This window comes from Paractinoplanes tereljensis (assembly GCF_016862435.1).
Classification (GTDB): domain Bacteria; phylum Actinomycetota; class Actinomycetes; order Mycobacteriales; family Micromonosporaceae; genus Actinoplanes; species Actinoplanes tereljensis.
The window spans coordinates 27,551-42,803 of record NZ_BOMY01000001.1 but is presented as its reverse complement, the minus strand read 5'-3'; the positions used below and the strand labels follow the sequence as shown (position 1 = coordinate 42,803).

The 15,253-nt window shown below is 70.6% G+C and carries 13 protein-coding genes; 5 read left to right on the top strand and 8 right to left on the bottom strand.

What is annotated here, in order from left to right:
• Positions 1-3: 3 nt before the first annotated feature.
• Genes Ate02nite_RS00190 through Ate02nite_RS00180 form a run of 3 tightly spaced genes read right to left on the bottom strand, consistent with a single transcriptional unit; the run spans position 4 to position 3,073 of the window.
• Positions 4-834 (bottom strand): carbohydrate ABC transporter permease, encoded by an 831-nt coding sequence (locus Ate02nite_RS00190; protein WP_203797172.1) that lies wholly within the window; start codon positions 832-834, stop codon positions 4-6.
• Positions 831-1,784, bottom strand: coding sequence for a carbohydrate ABC transporter permease (locus tag Ate02nite_RS00185; RefSeq protein ID WP_203797171.1), 954 nt, complete (start codon positions 1,782-1,784; stop codon positions 831-833). The genes Ate02nite_RS00190 and Ate02nite_RS00185 overlap by 4 nt, the downstream gene beginning before the upstream one ends.
• Before the next feature lie 8 nt (positions 1,785-1,792).
• Positions 1,793-3,073, bottom strand: coding sequence for an extracellular solute-binding protein (locus tag Ate02nite_RS00180; protein WP_203797169.1), 1,281 nt, complete (start codon positions 3,071-3,073; stop codon positions 1,793-1,795).
• A gap of 135 nt (positions 3,074-3,208) precedes the next feature.
• Between Ate02nite_RS00180 and Ate02nite_RS00175 the strand changes: the two genes are divergently transcribed.
• Positions 3,209-4,231 carry a LacI family DNA-binding transcriptional regulator gene (locus Ate02nite_RS00175; protein WP_203797166.1) on the top strand — a complete coding sequence of 341 codons (1,023 nt, stop codon included), beginning with the start codon at positions 3,209-3,211 and terminating at the stop codon, positions 4,229-4,231.
• Here Ate02nite_RS00175 and Ate02nite_RS00170 read toward each other — a convergent pair.
• Positions 4,206-5,426 carry a tetratricopeptide repeat protein gene (locus Ate02nite_RS00170; protein ID WP_203797165.1) on the bottom strand — a complete coding sequence of 407 codons (1,221 nt, stop codon included), beginning with the start codon at positions 5,424-5,426 and terminating at the stop codon, positions 4,206-4,208. The genes Ate02nite_RS00175 and Ate02nite_RS00170 overlap by 26 nt on opposite strands.
• Positions 5,427-5,505: 79 nt before the next feature.
• On the opposite strand from Ate02nite_RS00170, the gene Ate02nite_RS00165 reads away from it, so the two are divergent.
• Entirely contained in the window at positions 5,506-6,333 is an 828-nt protein-coding gene (locus Ate02nite_RS00165; RefSeq protein ID WP_203797164.1) for a YndJ family transporter, read from the top strand.
• Here the strand turns inward: Ate02nite_RS00165 and Ate02nite_RS00160 are convergent.
• A complete protein-coding gene (locus Ate02nite_RS00160; protein ID WP_203797162.1) occupies positions 6,298-6,846 on the bottom strand; it encodes a helix-turn-helix domain-containing protein in 549 nt (182 codons plus the stop codon). The two genes, Ate02nite_RS00165 and Ate02nite_RS00160, sit on opposite strands and share 36 nt — an antisense overlap.
• Positions 6,847-6,954: 108 nt before the next feature.
• Between Ate02nite_RS00160 and Ate02nite_RS00155 the strand changes: the two genes are divergently transcribed.
• A complete protein-coding gene (locus Ate02nite_RS00155) occupies positions 6,955-7,491 on the top strand; it encodes a hypothetical protein (protein ID WP_239147021.1) in 537 nt (178 codons plus the stop codon).
• A gap of 1,583 nt (positions 7,492-9,074) precedes the next feature.
• Positions 9,075-10,013, top strand: coding sequence for a hypothetical protein (locus tag Ate02nite_RS00150; RefSeq protein WP_203797160.1), 939 nt, complete (start codon positions 9,075-9,077; stop codon positions 10,011-10,013).
• Between the two features lie 88 nt (positions 10,014-10,101).
• On the opposite strand, the gene Ate02nite_RS00145 is transcribed toward Ate02nite_RS00150, so the two are convergent.
• The gene (locus Ate02nite_RS00145; RefSeq protein WP_203797158.1) at positions 10,102-10,239 is read right to left on the bottom strand and encodes a hypothetical protein; all 138 of its coding nucleotides are present in this window, start codon (positions 10,237-10,239) and stop codon (positions 10,102-10,104) included.
• A gap of 38 nt (positions 10,240-10,277) precedes the next feature.
• Positions 10,278-11,711 (bottom strand): MFS transporter, encoded by a 1,434-nt coding sequence (locus tag Ate02nite_RS00140; RefSeq protein WP_239147020.1) that lies wholly within the window; start codon positions 11,709-11,711, stop codon positions 10,278-10,280.
• A 58-nt stretch (positions 11,712-11,769) separates the two neighbouring features.
• Between Ate02nite_RS00140 and Ate02nite_RS00135 the strand changes: the two genes are divergently transcribed.
• The gene (locus tag Ate02nite_RS00135) at positions 11,770-13,704 is read left to right on the top strand and encodes a hybrid sensor histidine kinase/response regulator (RefSeq protein WP_203797156.1); all 1,935 of its coding nucleotides are present in this window, start codon (positions 11,770-11,772) and stop codon (positions 13,702-13,704) included.
• On the opposite strand, the gene Ate02nite_RS00130 is transcribed toward Ate02nite_RS00135, so the two are convergent.
• Positions 13,693-15,162: a PucR family transcriptional regulator gene (locus Ate02nite_RS00130; RefSeq protein ID WP_203797154.1), complete on the bottom strand. Its 1,470-nt coding sequence runs from the start codon at positions 15,160-15,162 to the stop codon at positions 13,693-13,695. The two genes, Ate02nite_RS00135 and Ate02nite_RS00130, sit on opposite strands and share 12 nt — an antisense overlap.
• Positions 15,163-15,253 lie beyond the last annotated feature (91 nt).

Here is a 15,253-nt window from a genome sequence, read left to right as displayed (position 1 = left end):
TCCTTAGCCTTTCACAGCGCCGTTGGTGAGGCCGGCCACGATCTTGCGTTGGAACAGCAGCACGAGGATGACGATCGGAATCGTCACCACCACTGCGGCCGCCGCGATCGGTGCGGTCGGCTGGGAGAACTGCGAGGCGCCCTGGAAGAACGCGAGCGCCGCCGGCACCGGCCGGGCCGCCTCGCTGGAGGTGAGGGTGATGCCGAAGACGAAGTCGTTCCACACCGCGAAGAAGGTCAGAATGGCCGCGGTGAATACGCCTGGGGTGGCCAGCGGTACGATCACCCGGCGGAACGCCTGCCAGGCGGTGGCGCCGTCGACCTGGGCGGCCTGTTCCATCTCCCACGGGATCTCGCGGAAGAACGCGGACAGGACATAGACCGAAAGAGGCAGCGAATAGGACAGGTACGGGATGATCAGCCCGAGCCAGGTGTCGTAGAGGCCGATCGTGCGCCACAGGTTGAACAACGGCGTGGCGATCGCGATGACCGGGAACACCGTGATGGCCAGGGCCACCCCGAGGACCGCGCGCTTGCCGGGAAATTCCAGACGCGAGATGGCGTACGCCGCCAGGGTCGCCAGAATCACCGAGATGGTGGTCGCGATGATCGACATGCCCACCGAGTTGCGCAGCGCGGTGGTGAACAGGTCGGAGGAGAAGACCGTCTTGTAGTTCTCCCAGCTCCAGACGGTCGGCAGGAACTGCTTGTTGGTGATGTCGTCGCCGGCCTTGAACGACAGCGAGACGATCCAGAACACCGGGATCAACGCGTACAGAATGATCAGGATGGCCCCGGCGATCCAGAAGAGCTGAGTGCTGCGGCTGGCCTTCATTTGCGGTCCCCTCTCTGCTGCGACAGATCGGTGCGGAAGACCTTCACGAACATCACCGCGATGAGTACGACGAGAATCGCCAGAATGACGCTGACCGCCGAGCCGAGCCCGATCATCACCCGGCTGATGGTCTGCCGATAAGCCAGGAAGGACAGCGTCTCGGTGTTCTGCGCGCCGGCGGTCATGATGAAGACGCTGTCGAAGATGCGGAACGCGTCCAGGGTGCGGAACAGCAGCGCCACCATGATGGCGGCCTTCATGTTGGGCAGGATCACCCGTTTGACCCGCTGCCACGCCCGGGCGCCGTCGACCTTCGCCGCCTCCAGGTAGTCGTCCGGGATCTGGGCGAGCCCGGCCAGCAGCAGCAGCGACATGAACGGCGTGGTCTTCCAGATCTCGGCCACGCAGATGGTGAACAGCGCCGACCAGGTGCCGCCGAACCAGTCGTAGTCACCGAGCCCGAGGGTCGGGTTCACGAAGCCGTACGTGTTGCTGAACGCGTAGGCCCACGCGTACGACGAGACGACCGTGATGATCCCGTACGGCACGAGGATCGCGGTGCGCAGCGCGGTGCGCAGGTAGAGCGCCCGGTGCATGACCATCGCGAGGGCGAAGCCGAGCACCAGCTCGACCGCGACGGTGACCACCGTGATCAGGGTGGTGACGCCGAACTGCCGCCAGAACAGCCCGTCGGTGAGGATCGTCGCGTAGTTGCCGAGGCCGATGAAGTCCTTGGCGCCGGGGTCGGTGAGCCGGTAGTCGAACAGCGACAGCCAGATCGCGTTGAGGATCGGATAGCCGGTGACCGCGACCATCACGAAGAACGCCGGCCCGGCCAGCATCCAGCCGAGGTTGCGTTCTTTCCGGGCCCGGTCGGTCAGCCGGACCCGGCGATGGCTGGTCTTGGTCGCCGCGGCCTGCGGTGGCGCGGCGGGAAGCGTTGTACTCATGGCCGCTCCTAGATCAGTCGCTTGTTGGACAGGACGTCCTCGAGCAGGCTGTTGGCCTCCCGGGGGGTCTTCTGCGGCGACAGTGAGTCCGGCGGATGGAAGGCGGTCTGGATCGAGCCGGTGACGTCGCCGTAGTACGGGCTGACCGGGCGCGGCGTGGCCGTGTCCATGCCCTCGCGGATCTGGTCGGCCATCGGGAACATCTCCCGGATCTTGGGGTCGTCGAAGACCGAGGAGAGCGCCGCCGGGTTGCCCGCGCTGACCATGAACTCGGTCTGACTCTGCTTGCTGGCCAGGCAGCGGATGGCCTGGACGGCGAGCTCCTGCCGGTCGCTGAACGCGCTGATCGACAGCCCGAGACCACCGGACGGCGGCGCGCTCTCCCGGCCCGCTTCGACGCGCGGATAGGCGGCCCAGCCGACGTCGTCCTTGAAGTTCGCCGGGAGCGACCCCTCCTTGATGGCGGCATCGAAGGCGGCCCACACGTACGGCCAATTGACCATGAAGCCGCCGTTGTCCGCCTGGAAGGCGGCCCGCGAGTCCTCCTCGCCGGCCGTGCTGAAGCCGGCCGGCGCGGCCGGTGAGACCGCGAGGTCGTGCATGATCGTGACAGCGGCGGTGCCGGCCGGGCTGTCCAGGCCGGACTTGACCTGGTTGGCCGGCAGGTTCTCCGAGCCCGGGGCGAGAATCGACCCGCCGGCCGAGGCGATCAGGGCGTTGACCCAGACCATCAGGCTCTCGTTGCGGCGGCCCTGGGCGGCGAAGGTGACTCCGGCCTGGCTCGCCCCCTTGATCAGCTGATCCCAGGTGACCGGCCCGGCGCCCGGGTCGACGCCGGCTTTCTGCAGCACCGATTTCCGGTACCAGAGCAGTTGGGTGTTGCCGTAGAGCGGAGCGGAGAACAGCGTGTCGCGGAACGTCGACTGCTCGAGCGGGCCCTTCAGCACGCCGGCCGAGAACTCCTGTCGCTCCGCGTCGGTGAAGGGGCGGAGGAACTTGGCGTTCGCGAACTCGGCCATGAAGGGCGGGTCGACGCTGACGATGTCGAGCGACCGGTCCTCGGCGGCGAGCCGGCGCAGCAGTTGCTCCCGGCCGCCGGCCGCGTTGTTGGGCAGGCGCTGGATGTCGAAGGAGTAGGCGCCACCGGACTCGGCGGCGCATCGGGCGGCGACGTCGGCCTGCGCGGCGTCGGCGATGAAGTAGGACAGCGTGTTGGCATCGCCACTGCCGCCGCCGCAGCCGGTGAGCAGCGCGGCGGTCAGCAACAGAACGGCGGGTCTCTTGAGCACGGTGCCATCCCTTCGTCGGGTGTTGGAACCGCTTGCAGATCTACCTTTGGTGTGACGTACATCTCTGTCAACATCAGCAGCACAATCTGTAAATGGACCTCCGGAAACGCTTCCAAAGCGGAGTAAGGTGCAGTCGTGCCGGCGTCCTCGTCGAAGATCAACATGGCCGATGTCGCGCGCCGGGCCGGTGTCTCGATGGCGACCGCTTCACGTGCGCTGGCCAACCACCCACACGTGGCCGCGGCGACCCGGGCCCGCGTCCTGGCCGCCGCCGAAGCGCTGTCCTACGTCGTCTCGCCCGAGGCCTCCCGGCTGGCCGGCGGCGCCACCGACCGGGTCGGCGTGGTCGTCCCGCACATCTCCCGCTGGTTCTTCGCCGCGATGCTCGACGGCCTCGAGTCGGTCCTGCGCGACGCCGACCTCGACGTGCTGCTCTACCACGTGGGCGACGCCACCGACCGGCACAACTTCTTCCGCCGGCTGCCGGCCCGGCGCAAGGTCGACGCGCTGGTGGTGCTGGGCATGCCGGTGGACGACCCGGAACGCGAACGCCTGGAGCTGATGGGCGTACACATCGTTGCGGCCGGCGGTCAGATCGAGCGTTACCCCTGCGTCTCGATCGACGACCTGGCGGCCGGCCGCCAGGCCGTCGACCACCTGGTCTTCCTGGGCCACCGCCGGATCGGCATGATCGCCACCCTCGACCCGGCCCAGCCCGACTGGCCGGCCACGCCCGGCCGCGGCCGCGCCTACCACGCGGCCCTGACCGACGCGGGCATCCCGATCGATCCGGCCTTGACCGTCACCGTCCCGTGGGGCGGCGTCAACGGCGCCGACGCGATGTCCCGGCTGCTGAGCCTGCGCGAGCCCCCCACGGCCGTCTACGCGCACTCCGACGAGGTGGCCTTCGGCGCGGTCCGCACCCTGCGCCGGGCCGGCCTGCGCATCCCCGAGGACATCTCGGTGGTCGGCATCGACGACCACCCACTGGCCGAGCTGGCCGACCTCACCACCGTCGCCCAACCGGTCCGCCGCCAGGGCGAACTGGCCGGCCGCATGGTCCTGTCCCTGCTCAGCGGCGAGGCCACCGGCGACGGCATCACCGTCCCGACCCGCCTGGTCATCCGCGGCTCTACCGCGCCACCTTCGCGCGGCTGACCCTTTGCCGCCATCGGATCAACTTCCAAGTCAAATACCCGGGGAGTACGGGGAGCAGCCCGAGTATGACCGCGACTTCCGGGCTCAGGCCGAGCAACCACACGCTCAGCGCTAGCAGGGTGACCAGGGCGGCGGCCGCGAGGGCGAAGCCCCGGGCGGTGCGACGCAGCTGGGTGGACGGCGGGTCGGCGTCGAGCTTGACGATGATCGCGGCGGACACCGAGGCCAGCGCGCCGAGCAGGGTCAGCCAGGTGGGCAGCACGGTGGCGACCAGCAGCGCGGCCAGGCCGGTGGCGGCCAGGGCCTGCACGATCCGCATCCGGGTGGTGGCCAGCATGCCGCGCAGGTAGTCGCGCAGCGCGGGGGAGAGGCGGCGGACGAAGCTGTAGGCGTACAGGCCGGGGGCGAGCACGCCGGCCACCGCGAGCAGTTGCGCCAGGCCGAGGTGGTGCTGGTTGGTCATCCGGGCGACGTTCAAGGCCAGGAACATCTGCAGTACGGCGGTCCGCAGCACGAACACCCGCAGGGTCCGTTCCAGGTTCTCGTGCGCGAGTTGCTCGTGCGGGTCCAGGGCCAGCGTCCGAGCGAAGCCGTCCGCCGCCCGGGCCAGCTGCCCGCCGGCGTAATGGTTGCGGCCCAGCGCATCGGCCCGGGCCAGCTCGTGGTGCGCGGAGGCGTCCTGCGGGTCCAGCGCCAGGGCGCGCCGGAACGCCTCCCGGGCCGGGCCGATCTTGCGGCCGGTCAGCAGCACCGAGCCGTACGTGACGTGCGCCGCGCCCCAGTCCGGGGCCAGCTCCAGGGCGGTCCGGGCGGCGGCCAGCGCCTCCCGTCTGCTCTGTCCGTCCGCCGTGAGCACGGCCGCGAGCAGGCGGTGCCACTCGGCGTCGCCCGGGTCGATGGCCACCGCCTGACGCAGGGCCGCCGCGGCCTCGCCGGGCCGGCCCAGGTCGCTGTGCGCGAGGCCGACCAGGGCCAGCGCGGCCGGGTGGCCCGGTTCGAGACCGGCGGCGGTCCGGGCGGCGTGCAGTGCCCCGGCCGGGTCGTCGGCGAGCAGCCGGGCGCGGGCCAGCACCAGCCAGGCCGGCACGTGGTGCGGGTCCCGAGCCAGAACCTGGGCGACAAGCGCCGCCGCCTCGGACTCCCGGCGCACCTCGCAGAGGCGGGCGGCCTGCTCGACCAGCGCATCGTCCTGCACGACCGCACCTATCGGCGGGACGGTCGACGTCTTGAGCGCGGTGCGCTAGTTTGAACGTGTTCAAAGAACGGGTGATGACATGGACCGGTTGACGGAATCCGGGTGGGTCGGCCTGCACGTGGTCGTGGCGGTCTGCGTGCTGTCGTTCGTGCCGCTCGGCCTCGGCGCGCTGGGCCGCGGCCGGCGCCTGGTGCGCTGGTGGCCGACCGCGGCGGTGCCCGCGGTGGCGGCGCTGGTGCTGCCGCGCGGGCTGCTCGCCGGCCTGCTCTGCGTGCCCTACCTGCTCGCCTGCCTGCTGGTGCCGGTGGTGCTGCGGCGCGAGCCGCTGGTGGCCTTCGCCGCGGCCTGCCTGCCGGTGGCCGCGGTGGGCCTGCTGGCCGAGCGGGCCGGGGTCACCCTGCTCGGCTTCCCGCTGGGTGTGCTCGGCCTCACCGCCGCGCACTTCCACGTGGCCGGGTTCGGAGCCCTGCTGCTGGTGTCCCTGGTCGACGCCCGCCACCGCGCCGCCCGTTTGCTGGCGCCGGCCGGGGTGGCGCTGGTGGGCCTGGGTTTCCTGGCCGGCCGGACACCCCTGGGCCAGGACGCGGGCGACCTGATCGAGCTGGTCGGCGCGGGCCTGCTGACCTCGGGCCTGTGGCTGGCGATCGCCACCCGTGCCGGCCGAGCGGCCCGGCTGCTGCTCGCCCTGAGCGTCGTCACCATGACTCTGGCCCTGCTCTACGCCGCCGGCCAGCTGCTACCCATCCCACACCTGAACCTGACCTGGATGGTGCTGACCCACGGCGTCCTGAACACGACCGCCGTCCTCACCGCCCTGACGGTGGCCCAGCTGGGTCACCGGCGCCGGCCGCCGCCGGCGATCAGGGCTGTTTCAATCGTCCTCGGGCAGGCCCGCGATAGCTCGTAGATCGCCGACGGGCATCTCGAAGGCTGCCGCTATGTCGGCCAGATGATCCGCCCGTTGCGGCACCAGGCGCCCCGCCCGGATCTTGGCCACGGTCGACTGGGCGAGTCCGCAGCGGCGAGCCATCTCCGGGCGCGAGATTCCGCGCCGATCCATCAACGCGCAGAAGATCGCCCCGAACGGGTGCGGATCGCTTTCGCGGATCGGCGGTCCGATGAGCGTGTCCGCAACCTGGACCTCGAACCGGTCCAGCCGGGACCCCGCCACCCGCGTGTAGACCGACAACGGCAGCGGCGCCGCCGCGTCCCGGCTGACCAGCCCGTCGATGGACACCTCGTGCAGCCAATCGTGGATCTCCCGGGGCCGAACCTCCCGGATCTCGACGACCTGCCAGGAACGGTCCCACCAGGGCCAGCGCCAGATCCGCTCGCGCAGCAGGGCGATCAGAACCGCGCGGTCGCCGGATTCCTCGTTCAGCAGGGAGTCGATCTGGGCGGGCGTGAGCTCGTCATCCACTCGCGGCAGTCTATGGCGCGCCGTGCACGAGGGCGGGGCAGCGGGCGCCCGGCAGCGGGAGATGTGAAATCGGCTGGCGCAGCAGCGAGCCCCGCGCCATCGTGAGTCGTGATCACGATCCAGCGGGTACGGGTGAGGTGGGGTGCGGCGTCGCGCGGCGCATCGCACGCGAACGCCCGTCGCGGTCTGTGCCGTCCGTCGGCGCTGCCCACCTCGCTGGCGGTCGGCGAGGTCGTAGTTCACGACGTGCTCGCCGACGAGGCGGTCCACTACGTGCCCCACGACGACCTCTTGACCGGGGGCTTGGAACGAGGACGCGATGTTGATCTGTGGCTGGCCATGGCAGGCGCGGGGCTGGTGGTAGACCGAATGCCGGGCTGGGCGGCGTACCCGCGTCAGAGCGGCCCTTCCCGGCTCTTCACGCTGATGCCGGGCCAGATCGGCCGCTATCGCGCGAACTTCCGCTTCACGACGACCACCTGCGCCTGCAACCCGAGCTGGTACTACGAGGACTGGCTGCTGCACATCAGCAACGGCGTGATCGCACCCGACGGATTCCAGCAGCGCGACCCGGACCACGAGGTCGACCACCGAGTTCATCTCTATGGCGGATCGAGACGGGTAACCGGCAGCCGTCGGCAGTGATCGCTCAACGGCTCAGCTCGGCGCGCGAGTGAATTGCTTCTTTGATTGGTCACGCAATCGATTTTCTCGGCTCCGGACAGCTTCTGTTGTTGGCATGATCGACTGTTAGCGCCGCGATTCGGGGCGCGCGAGAATATAGGCATGCGGTACCAGCAGCTTCAGCTATTCGATCGGTCTACAACTACTGCGCTGCGGGACCGCACAAAAGCGCATAGCTATTCTCCTGAGAAGGACGAGTTCCGTCGCGACCATGAGCGTGGGCGGCGGTGGTGGCTTCCTCGCCGTTACGCATGGAAGCGATGCCGCTCGCAGGGCTGCTCGCGGGAATGTGGCGAGTTGGGTCTGCACGATGAGGCCGAGGCGGTCCCGCCGTTGATCTGGCCGGAGGAGGCGACCTGCCTCCAGCGGCCGTCGTCCGTGACCCTCAGCCGTGATGTTCCGGCTGACCGTGACGTGTCGCCGGGTGATGAGCAGTCGACCGGCCGGTCCGCTCTCGCCGGGCAGGAGGTTCTCCCGGACCGAGTAGAAACGGTGCCGTGCGCCGAGCCCGAACACCCGGCAAGCGCTGCCGCTCAGAGTGAGTCCGCGCTCGGGGAAGAAGCTGCTGCCGGCCGTCGAGCCGGCCGAGGCGGAAAAAGAATCGCTCAAGCCGGCCGGCCGGGGCTGGCCCTAGAATCCGCCACGTCGGCCGGGCTGGCAGGGTGGGCGAAACGGTGCCGCGTCGGTGGTGGGGGCTGGACGGGCGGCGTGGGCGGTGCGGGGCGGGCCGAGTCGGCGCGCCGGACCGGACCGTTTAGCCAAGAAGGGTTGGCGGGGCGAGGGGAACAGCCTCTGCCGTTTGACGTCGGCGCGCGGCCCAGGTTCGGTTGCCGGTCGGACTGTGAGGTCGGTCGGCCGCAGCATGGCCGGCGCCGTCGTCGGGTCGCCGGTCGTGGTCGGTCTGCCGCCAGAGGTCCGCCGTGGCCGATGTTCGGTGATGTGCCTTCAGGGCACTCGCTGGCGTCTGAAATGCCGCCGTGGAACCTGTGCTGCTGAATGCGCCAGCAACATTTCCGGAAAATCGGAATCCATCCGATCGCGGAAGAAAAGGCGTAGAAATTGCGCCTCCGAAATAGCGTCACGCGGGTGCTCTGGAGGCCGACTATCGGCGGCGACGACGAATGGCTTATCGCTGGCCGCGCCGAGCGCACTCGCGTCGGGGAACTGCGTTCCTGATCAAGAGCGGTGTCAGGTCGGGGCCGTCCCTTTCCGGCCAACGGGGCGGTTGGGGAGCGCTGGCTGGGCCTGATCATCGGCCTGCTGGCCGAGGCCGGGCTCGGGCGCTGGAGACCGTCGGTGGGCCTTGGGGTTTCGGTAAGCATGGCGAGCCGGGTCAGCCAAGTGGCGGGTCAGCCAGGTGATGGGTGAGCCAGGTGGCGGGTCAGCCCGGTGATGGGCCGGCCAGGTGGCGGGTCGGCCAGGTGGCGGGCCGGTCGGTGGTGAGGCGCGGCCGGGGTGATCTCGGCGGGGTGGCCGTGGGGCGGGGATTGGTGGATTATGCCGCGGTGCGCGTTTCGCGATGGGTATGGCTTTTCCTTGCCTGCTTGGCTGTGCTGGGGGTGCAGGTTCTGCTGCGCCTTGAGCTGCTGTCGTTTGCTGGGACGCTGGCTACTGCCGCCCTGTTGGGGCTGGCCGCGGACCGGGACTCGGGTGGCTGGCCGCAACGCGCCGGGCTGGCCGGGCTGACCGCGCTTACCCTCGCGGCTGCGGCGGTCGACATCGACGCCGGCGGGTTCGGGTGGCCGGTGGCGGTGGGGGCGCACGCCGGGGTGGTCGCCGTGCTTCTGCTTACCGCGGGGGCCGCGCTTCTTGCGGTTGCGGTGCTTGGCACCGCTGCGCCGGGGCTTCGGCGGCGGCATCTCTGGCCGGCGGGGCTGGCGGGAGTCGTCGTGGTGGGGGTGTTCGCGAAGTTTGCTATCACCGATCGGCCGGGGCGGATCGGGACCGCTCTGCTGGGGCTGTCGGTGGTTGCCCTGGTGCTGGTGCTTGTTGCGGCCAACGCGGCGCTCGTTACGCACCGGCTCGGGCTGGCGGGGGCCGGACTGCTGGCCGTTCTGGCGTTCGCCGGTGGGGCGGTGGGTGCGGCGGCGGACTTCGGTGCGGAGGACGGCACCGTCGGCTGTGAACGGCCGTGGCTGGGGGCGGACGACGGCGTCGTGTGGGAGTGGTGCAGTCAGGCCACGCTGCGGAACGTCACACCGGACCGGGATGAGCAGCGGTCCGCTGCGGCCGTGGCCGACGCTCAGCAGCGCTTCCTGCATCCGGGCGCGCGGAACCCGGGAAACCCGGGGAACGCGGGTGGGGGGAACATCGCGGGGCAGGGGAACGTGGCGGCCGTGATGGTCTCGGTTGCGCCGGCCGAGACGGAGGCGGAAGGGGTCGACTGGGAGGCGGGGGACGCCGCCTTGCGGCTGCTGGGGCTGGCCGCGCTGGTGATGGCCCTGTTCCCACCTCGCCAGAAGGTGACCTTGCGGCTACTCTGAGTGCATGCCCCCGCACCTGGCGGGCGGGAGACATGGTGCGAAACCGGTTGAGCTTCGTCGCGGAGAGTGGCGGTGCCGCCATGGTGCCTCAGTGGGTCATCGAACTGGTCGGGGAGTCGCGGTCGGCCGCGCTGCCCATCATCGCCGTGTACTTCGGGTACCGGCTGGGCTGCCGGATGCTGGCGCCCATCACCATCGCGTCCTTCGTGGCGCTGGTCGGCAGCAAGGAGCGGTCGGAGCGGGCGCTGAAGCTGGTCGAGCTCCTCAGCGAGAAGACTCCTGAGGAATCGGAGGGGCCTCCAAAATTGCCCGGTCGGCCGAGCGGGGGATCAGCGTCGCCATCGCGAGGATCAGCACGGCCACGATGACCAGGCCGACGAAGATGCGCTGTACGGCCGTCGTCAACGAATCCGGGGTGATCGGAGCCGAGCCGACGGTCGAGTTGGCGATCGCGCCGAAGATGGCCACGCCGACCGAGCTTCCCAGGGACCGCAGGAAGATGTTACTGGCGGTGACCACACCTCTTTCTGCCCAGCCCACACTGGACTGCGCGGCGATCAAAGTGGGCGATGCGGTCAGGCCCATGCCGAGCCCGATCACCAGGCAGAACAGGGCAACCTGCCAGACCGGCGAAGTGCGGCCCAGCAACAGCAGCAGCGCGCAGCCGACCAGGACCAGGGACGTGCCGATCAGGGCGCAGGCGCGGAAGCCCAGCCGTAGGTAGACCCGGCCGGCCTGGCTGCCGGTGATCGGCCAGCCCAGCGTCAGGGTGGCCAGAGCGAAGCCGGCGACCAGCGGGCCGGCGCCGAGCACGTCCTGCACGTAGGTCGGGACGTAGGAGCTCAGCCCGTACAGGATGGCGCCGATGCCGACCGAGATCAGGCCGCTGGAGACCAGCAGCCTTCGGCGAAAGATCCAGAGCGGGAGTACGGGCGAAGCCGCCCGCCGTTCCACGAAGACGAAGGCGATTAGCGCCGCGACCCCGGCGCCGAGGATGAGCAGGCTGGCCGGCGAGTTCCAGGCCCACGCCTGACCGCCCTCCAGCGCACCCAGGATCACCAGGGCCAGGCCGACCGCGAGCAGCGCGGCACCCCGGTAGTCGATCACCGGGCGGCCGCGTTCGACCCGCTCGTGGAAGAAGCGCATGAAGACGGCGACGGCCAGCAGGCAGAGCGGGATGTTGACGAAGAAGATCCAGCGCCAGGAGACGTACTCGCTGAAGACGCCGCCCAGGGTGGGCCCGACGACCGAGGCCGCGCCCCACACGCTGGCGACGTACCCCTGGACCTTGGCTCGTTCGCGGACCGAATAGAGGTCGCCGATGATGGTGATGGTGGTCGGCAGGATCGCGCCGGCGCCGAGGCCCTGGACGATCCGGAAGGCGATGAGCGGTCCCATCGCCCAGGCCGCCCCGCACAGGATCGATCCGATCATGAATAGGCCGATGCCCCACAGGATGACCGGTTTCCGCCCGAACAGGTCGTTCAGTTTGCCGTAGATCGGCACCGAGACGGCCTGGGCCAGCAGGAAGATCGAGAAGAGCCAGGGGAACTCGGTGAACCCGCCGACGTCCTTGACGATCGAGGGCACCGCGGTGGCGATGATCGTGCCCTCGATGGCGACCAGTGCGGTGGTGAGCATGACCGCGGCGAGGACTGGTCCTCGCTCGGACCGCAGTCCGACATTGTTTCCCGGCACTCCGATCAAGCTACCCGGAAACCGTACGGGGGTGTTTTGTCTGATTTACCCTGCGAGAGTGGCGTCAGTGGTCGTAGCCGAGGACAACCTCGATCATCAGCGGGTCATCGCCGAGGTGGTGCGGCGGCTCGGCCACGACGTGGTGGTGGCGGACGACGGCCGCTCGGGCCTGGAAGCGGTCGCCAAGCACCGGCCGGACCTGCTCATCGCCGATGTCGACATGCCGCACATGACCGGGCTCGAACTCTGCGCGGCGATCCGGGACGACCCGCGGCTGGCGTCCACCCCGGTCGTGCTGATCACGGCGTACCTCCTGCCGGGTGATCCGCGGCTGGCCGCGACCGGCGCGCTCGGGGTGATCGGCAAGCCGTTCGGGGTTCCCGAGCTGAGCGAGGCGTTGCGCGGCCACCTCAACGGCCTGAAGGTGCCGCAGATCGGCCACTCCATGCTCGATGCCGTGCTCGACTGCATCGACACGGGTGTGATGGCCTTCGACGTGAACGGGCGGCAGCTCCTGGTCAACCGGGCGCTCGGTGACGTCCTCGGCGCCGACAAGCCGGGTGTGCCGGTCGGCGACATCGCGCGCCGGCTCCGGATGTGCCGTCCGGACGGCACCGACATGCCGACCGACGAGTGGCCGATCTGGCGGGCCATGCGCGGCGAGGACGTCAACCACGTCGAGCTGATGGCGTACGACCCGCACGGCCGCCCGCACTGGTACCTGGTCAACGCCCGCCCGGTCCGGGGCGCGGACGGCACCGTGATCGCCGCCGTCTCGGCCGCGCACGACGTCACCACCCGGCACCGCACCCGGCAGTACGAGGTGTGCAAGAACAAGGTCCTCAGCGTGCTGGCCGGCGACCCGGACTCGCCCAAAGCCGGCGACCGGATCCTGGCCGCGATCGGCACCACCCTGGGCTGGCCGTACCTCCGGTTGTGGCTGGCCGACGACGAGGCCGACGTGCTGCGCCCGGCCGCGCTGTACAGCGCGGCCGGGGAACCGGCCCTGCCGCTGCCCGCCACCATCGCCCGCGGGCACGGTCTGGCCGGCCTGTGCTGGCAGACCGGCGAGCTGATCTGGGTGCCAGACCTGCACGCGGCGAACGCGCCGATCCTCCCGGAGGTGGCGGAGAGCGCGGCCTACCGCTCGGCCGGCGCGGTCCCGGTGCGCAGCGGCGAGCGGGTGGTGGGCGCGATCTCGTTCTTCTCACGCACCCGGCAGGAGTCCGACCCGGCGCTCGGCATGCTGCTCAGCGGCATCGCCGCGGTGATCGGCGCGTTCCTGGAGCACCGCCGGGCCGAAGGGCTGGCGCTGCACCTGGCCGCCGCGACCGACGAGTACATGGCCCTGGCCGGGCACGAGCTGCGCACCCCGCTCACCTCGATCGGCTCGTACGTCGACCTGATCGCCGAGTCCCCGGACGACACCCCGTTCGTCGAGCTGCGCGACCTGTTCGAGGTGGTGCACCGCAACAGCACCCGGCTGCGGAACCTGGTGGACCGGCTGCTGGACGTGGCCGGGATGGAGTCGGGGCACCTGGCCCTCGAGTCGGAGCCGGTGAACCTGACCGAGGTGGTCGCCGAGGTGACCGGCGAGGTCACCTCGGACCGCGGCGTCGTCATCCACACCGACCGGCTCGACCAGGTGACCGTGCCGGGGGACCGGGCCCGGCTGCGGCAGATGGTGGAGGCCCTGGTGGGTAACGCGGTCAAGTTCAGCCCGTCGGACTCGGCGGTCGGGGTCACCCTGGTCGACCTGGACGACCTGGTGGTGCTCACGGTCAGCGACACCGGTGTCGGCATTCCCGCGTCGGAGCAGGCGAAACTGTTCCGCCGGCTGTACCGGGGCGGCAACGCCCGGCACACCGGCATCCCGGGCTCGGGACTGGGCCTGGCACTGTGCCGGGTGGTGGTGGAACGGCACCGCGGCACGATCGCGCTGTCCTCCCACGAGTCGACCGGCACCACCGTGACGGTCCGGCTACCTAAGTAGATCGGCGGCGGCCAGGGCCAGCCACAGCTGCACGCGGTCGGCGGTGCGGGCCAGGGAGCGGCCGGTCAGCTTCTCGATCTGTTCGAGGCGGTAACGCACGGTGTTGCGATGCACGATCAGCCTCGCCGCCACGGCCGCCACCGAGCCGTCCGCGTCCAGGTAGGCGCGCAGCGTCGCGACAAGCGAGCCGGCGTGCGCGGCGTCGAACTCGTGCAGCGGCCGCAACACCTCGCTGGCCAGGTCGCGCAGCGGCACATCCTCGCTGGCCACGATCAGACCGGACAGGCTCATCTGCTCGCGCTCGTTGATGCCCGGACCGCGGTTCATCGCCTCGTGCGCCTCGTAATAACTCCAGCGCAGGCCGGTCGTCCCGGCGTACCAGCCGCCGATGCCGACGCGCACGTCCGAACCGTACCGAGTCAGGTAGTCCTGCAGCAGCAGCGCCGCCTCCCGCGCCGACTGCCCGGGTTCCAGGACCACAAGCAGGCAGTCCTCCAGCACCGCGGTCGTCGCGCCGGTCATCGGCGGGCTGCTGACCAGGCGCTTGCGGAGATCGCCGCCGCCCGGCGACAGCGTCGCCACCAGCAGCGCGTGCTCGTCCGCGGGCCGGATGCCGAACGGCGAGAGCCGCCGCTCGGCCTCGGCTCCGCCGATCGTCCCGCGCACGAGATCTTCGAGGACCTGTCCGGCCAGCCGGCGCTTGCCGGCCAATTCCGCCTGCCGGCGGGCAAGTTCCAGACCAACCAAGGAGACGGCGTACGGGAGGACGTCCGCGGATCTACGGGGCCGGCGACAACAGAGGTACGCCACCACGGTGTCCTCGACACTCACCGGCACCGCCAGCGGGGTGTCGCCGGAGGTGCCGGCCCGCGCCGCGTACAGGATCTGCTCGACCGGCCAGGCCGCGCTGGCCGGGGCGGTGGCGAGCACCCGCCCGTACACGTCGACGACCATGCAGGGCGCGCCGAGGATCTGGTGCAGCGACCCGATCAGCGCGCCCAGGCCCTGGCCGGAGAGCAGCGCCTTGGCCAGCGTGTCGTGCTCGTCGAGCAGGTCGGCGAACCGGCCGTACTGCTCCTCCAGGACCCGGTCGGCGACGAATCGGTCGACCGCGATGAACGGTGTCGAGTAGGGAATCTCCAGCACCGGAAGCCGCCGGTCGCGGGCCTCGGCCAGGGTGGCGGCCGGGATCCGGTCGTGGGTGAGCCCGACCCCGAAGCCGAGCCCGACCGCCCGCCGCTCGGCGACCCGGGACACGAACTGCCGTTGCGCGGCCTCGTCGAGCTGACTGAGCCCGGTGGTCAGCACCAGCTCGCCGCCGGAGAGGAACGGGCGCGGGTCGGCCAGTTCGGTGACCGCGCACCACCGCACCGGCTGGTTGAGCGCGGCCGGGTCGCCGTCGGCCAGCCGCAGGCTCAGGTCGGGGTCGGCGAGAACGTCGCCCAGGCGCAGGGTCACCGCGCGACTGTACGGCTGCACAACCCGCCCGCGTAAGTACTGTTCCCGCGTCCATTTACCACCGTGACCATCGACAAATACGGTGTCCTGC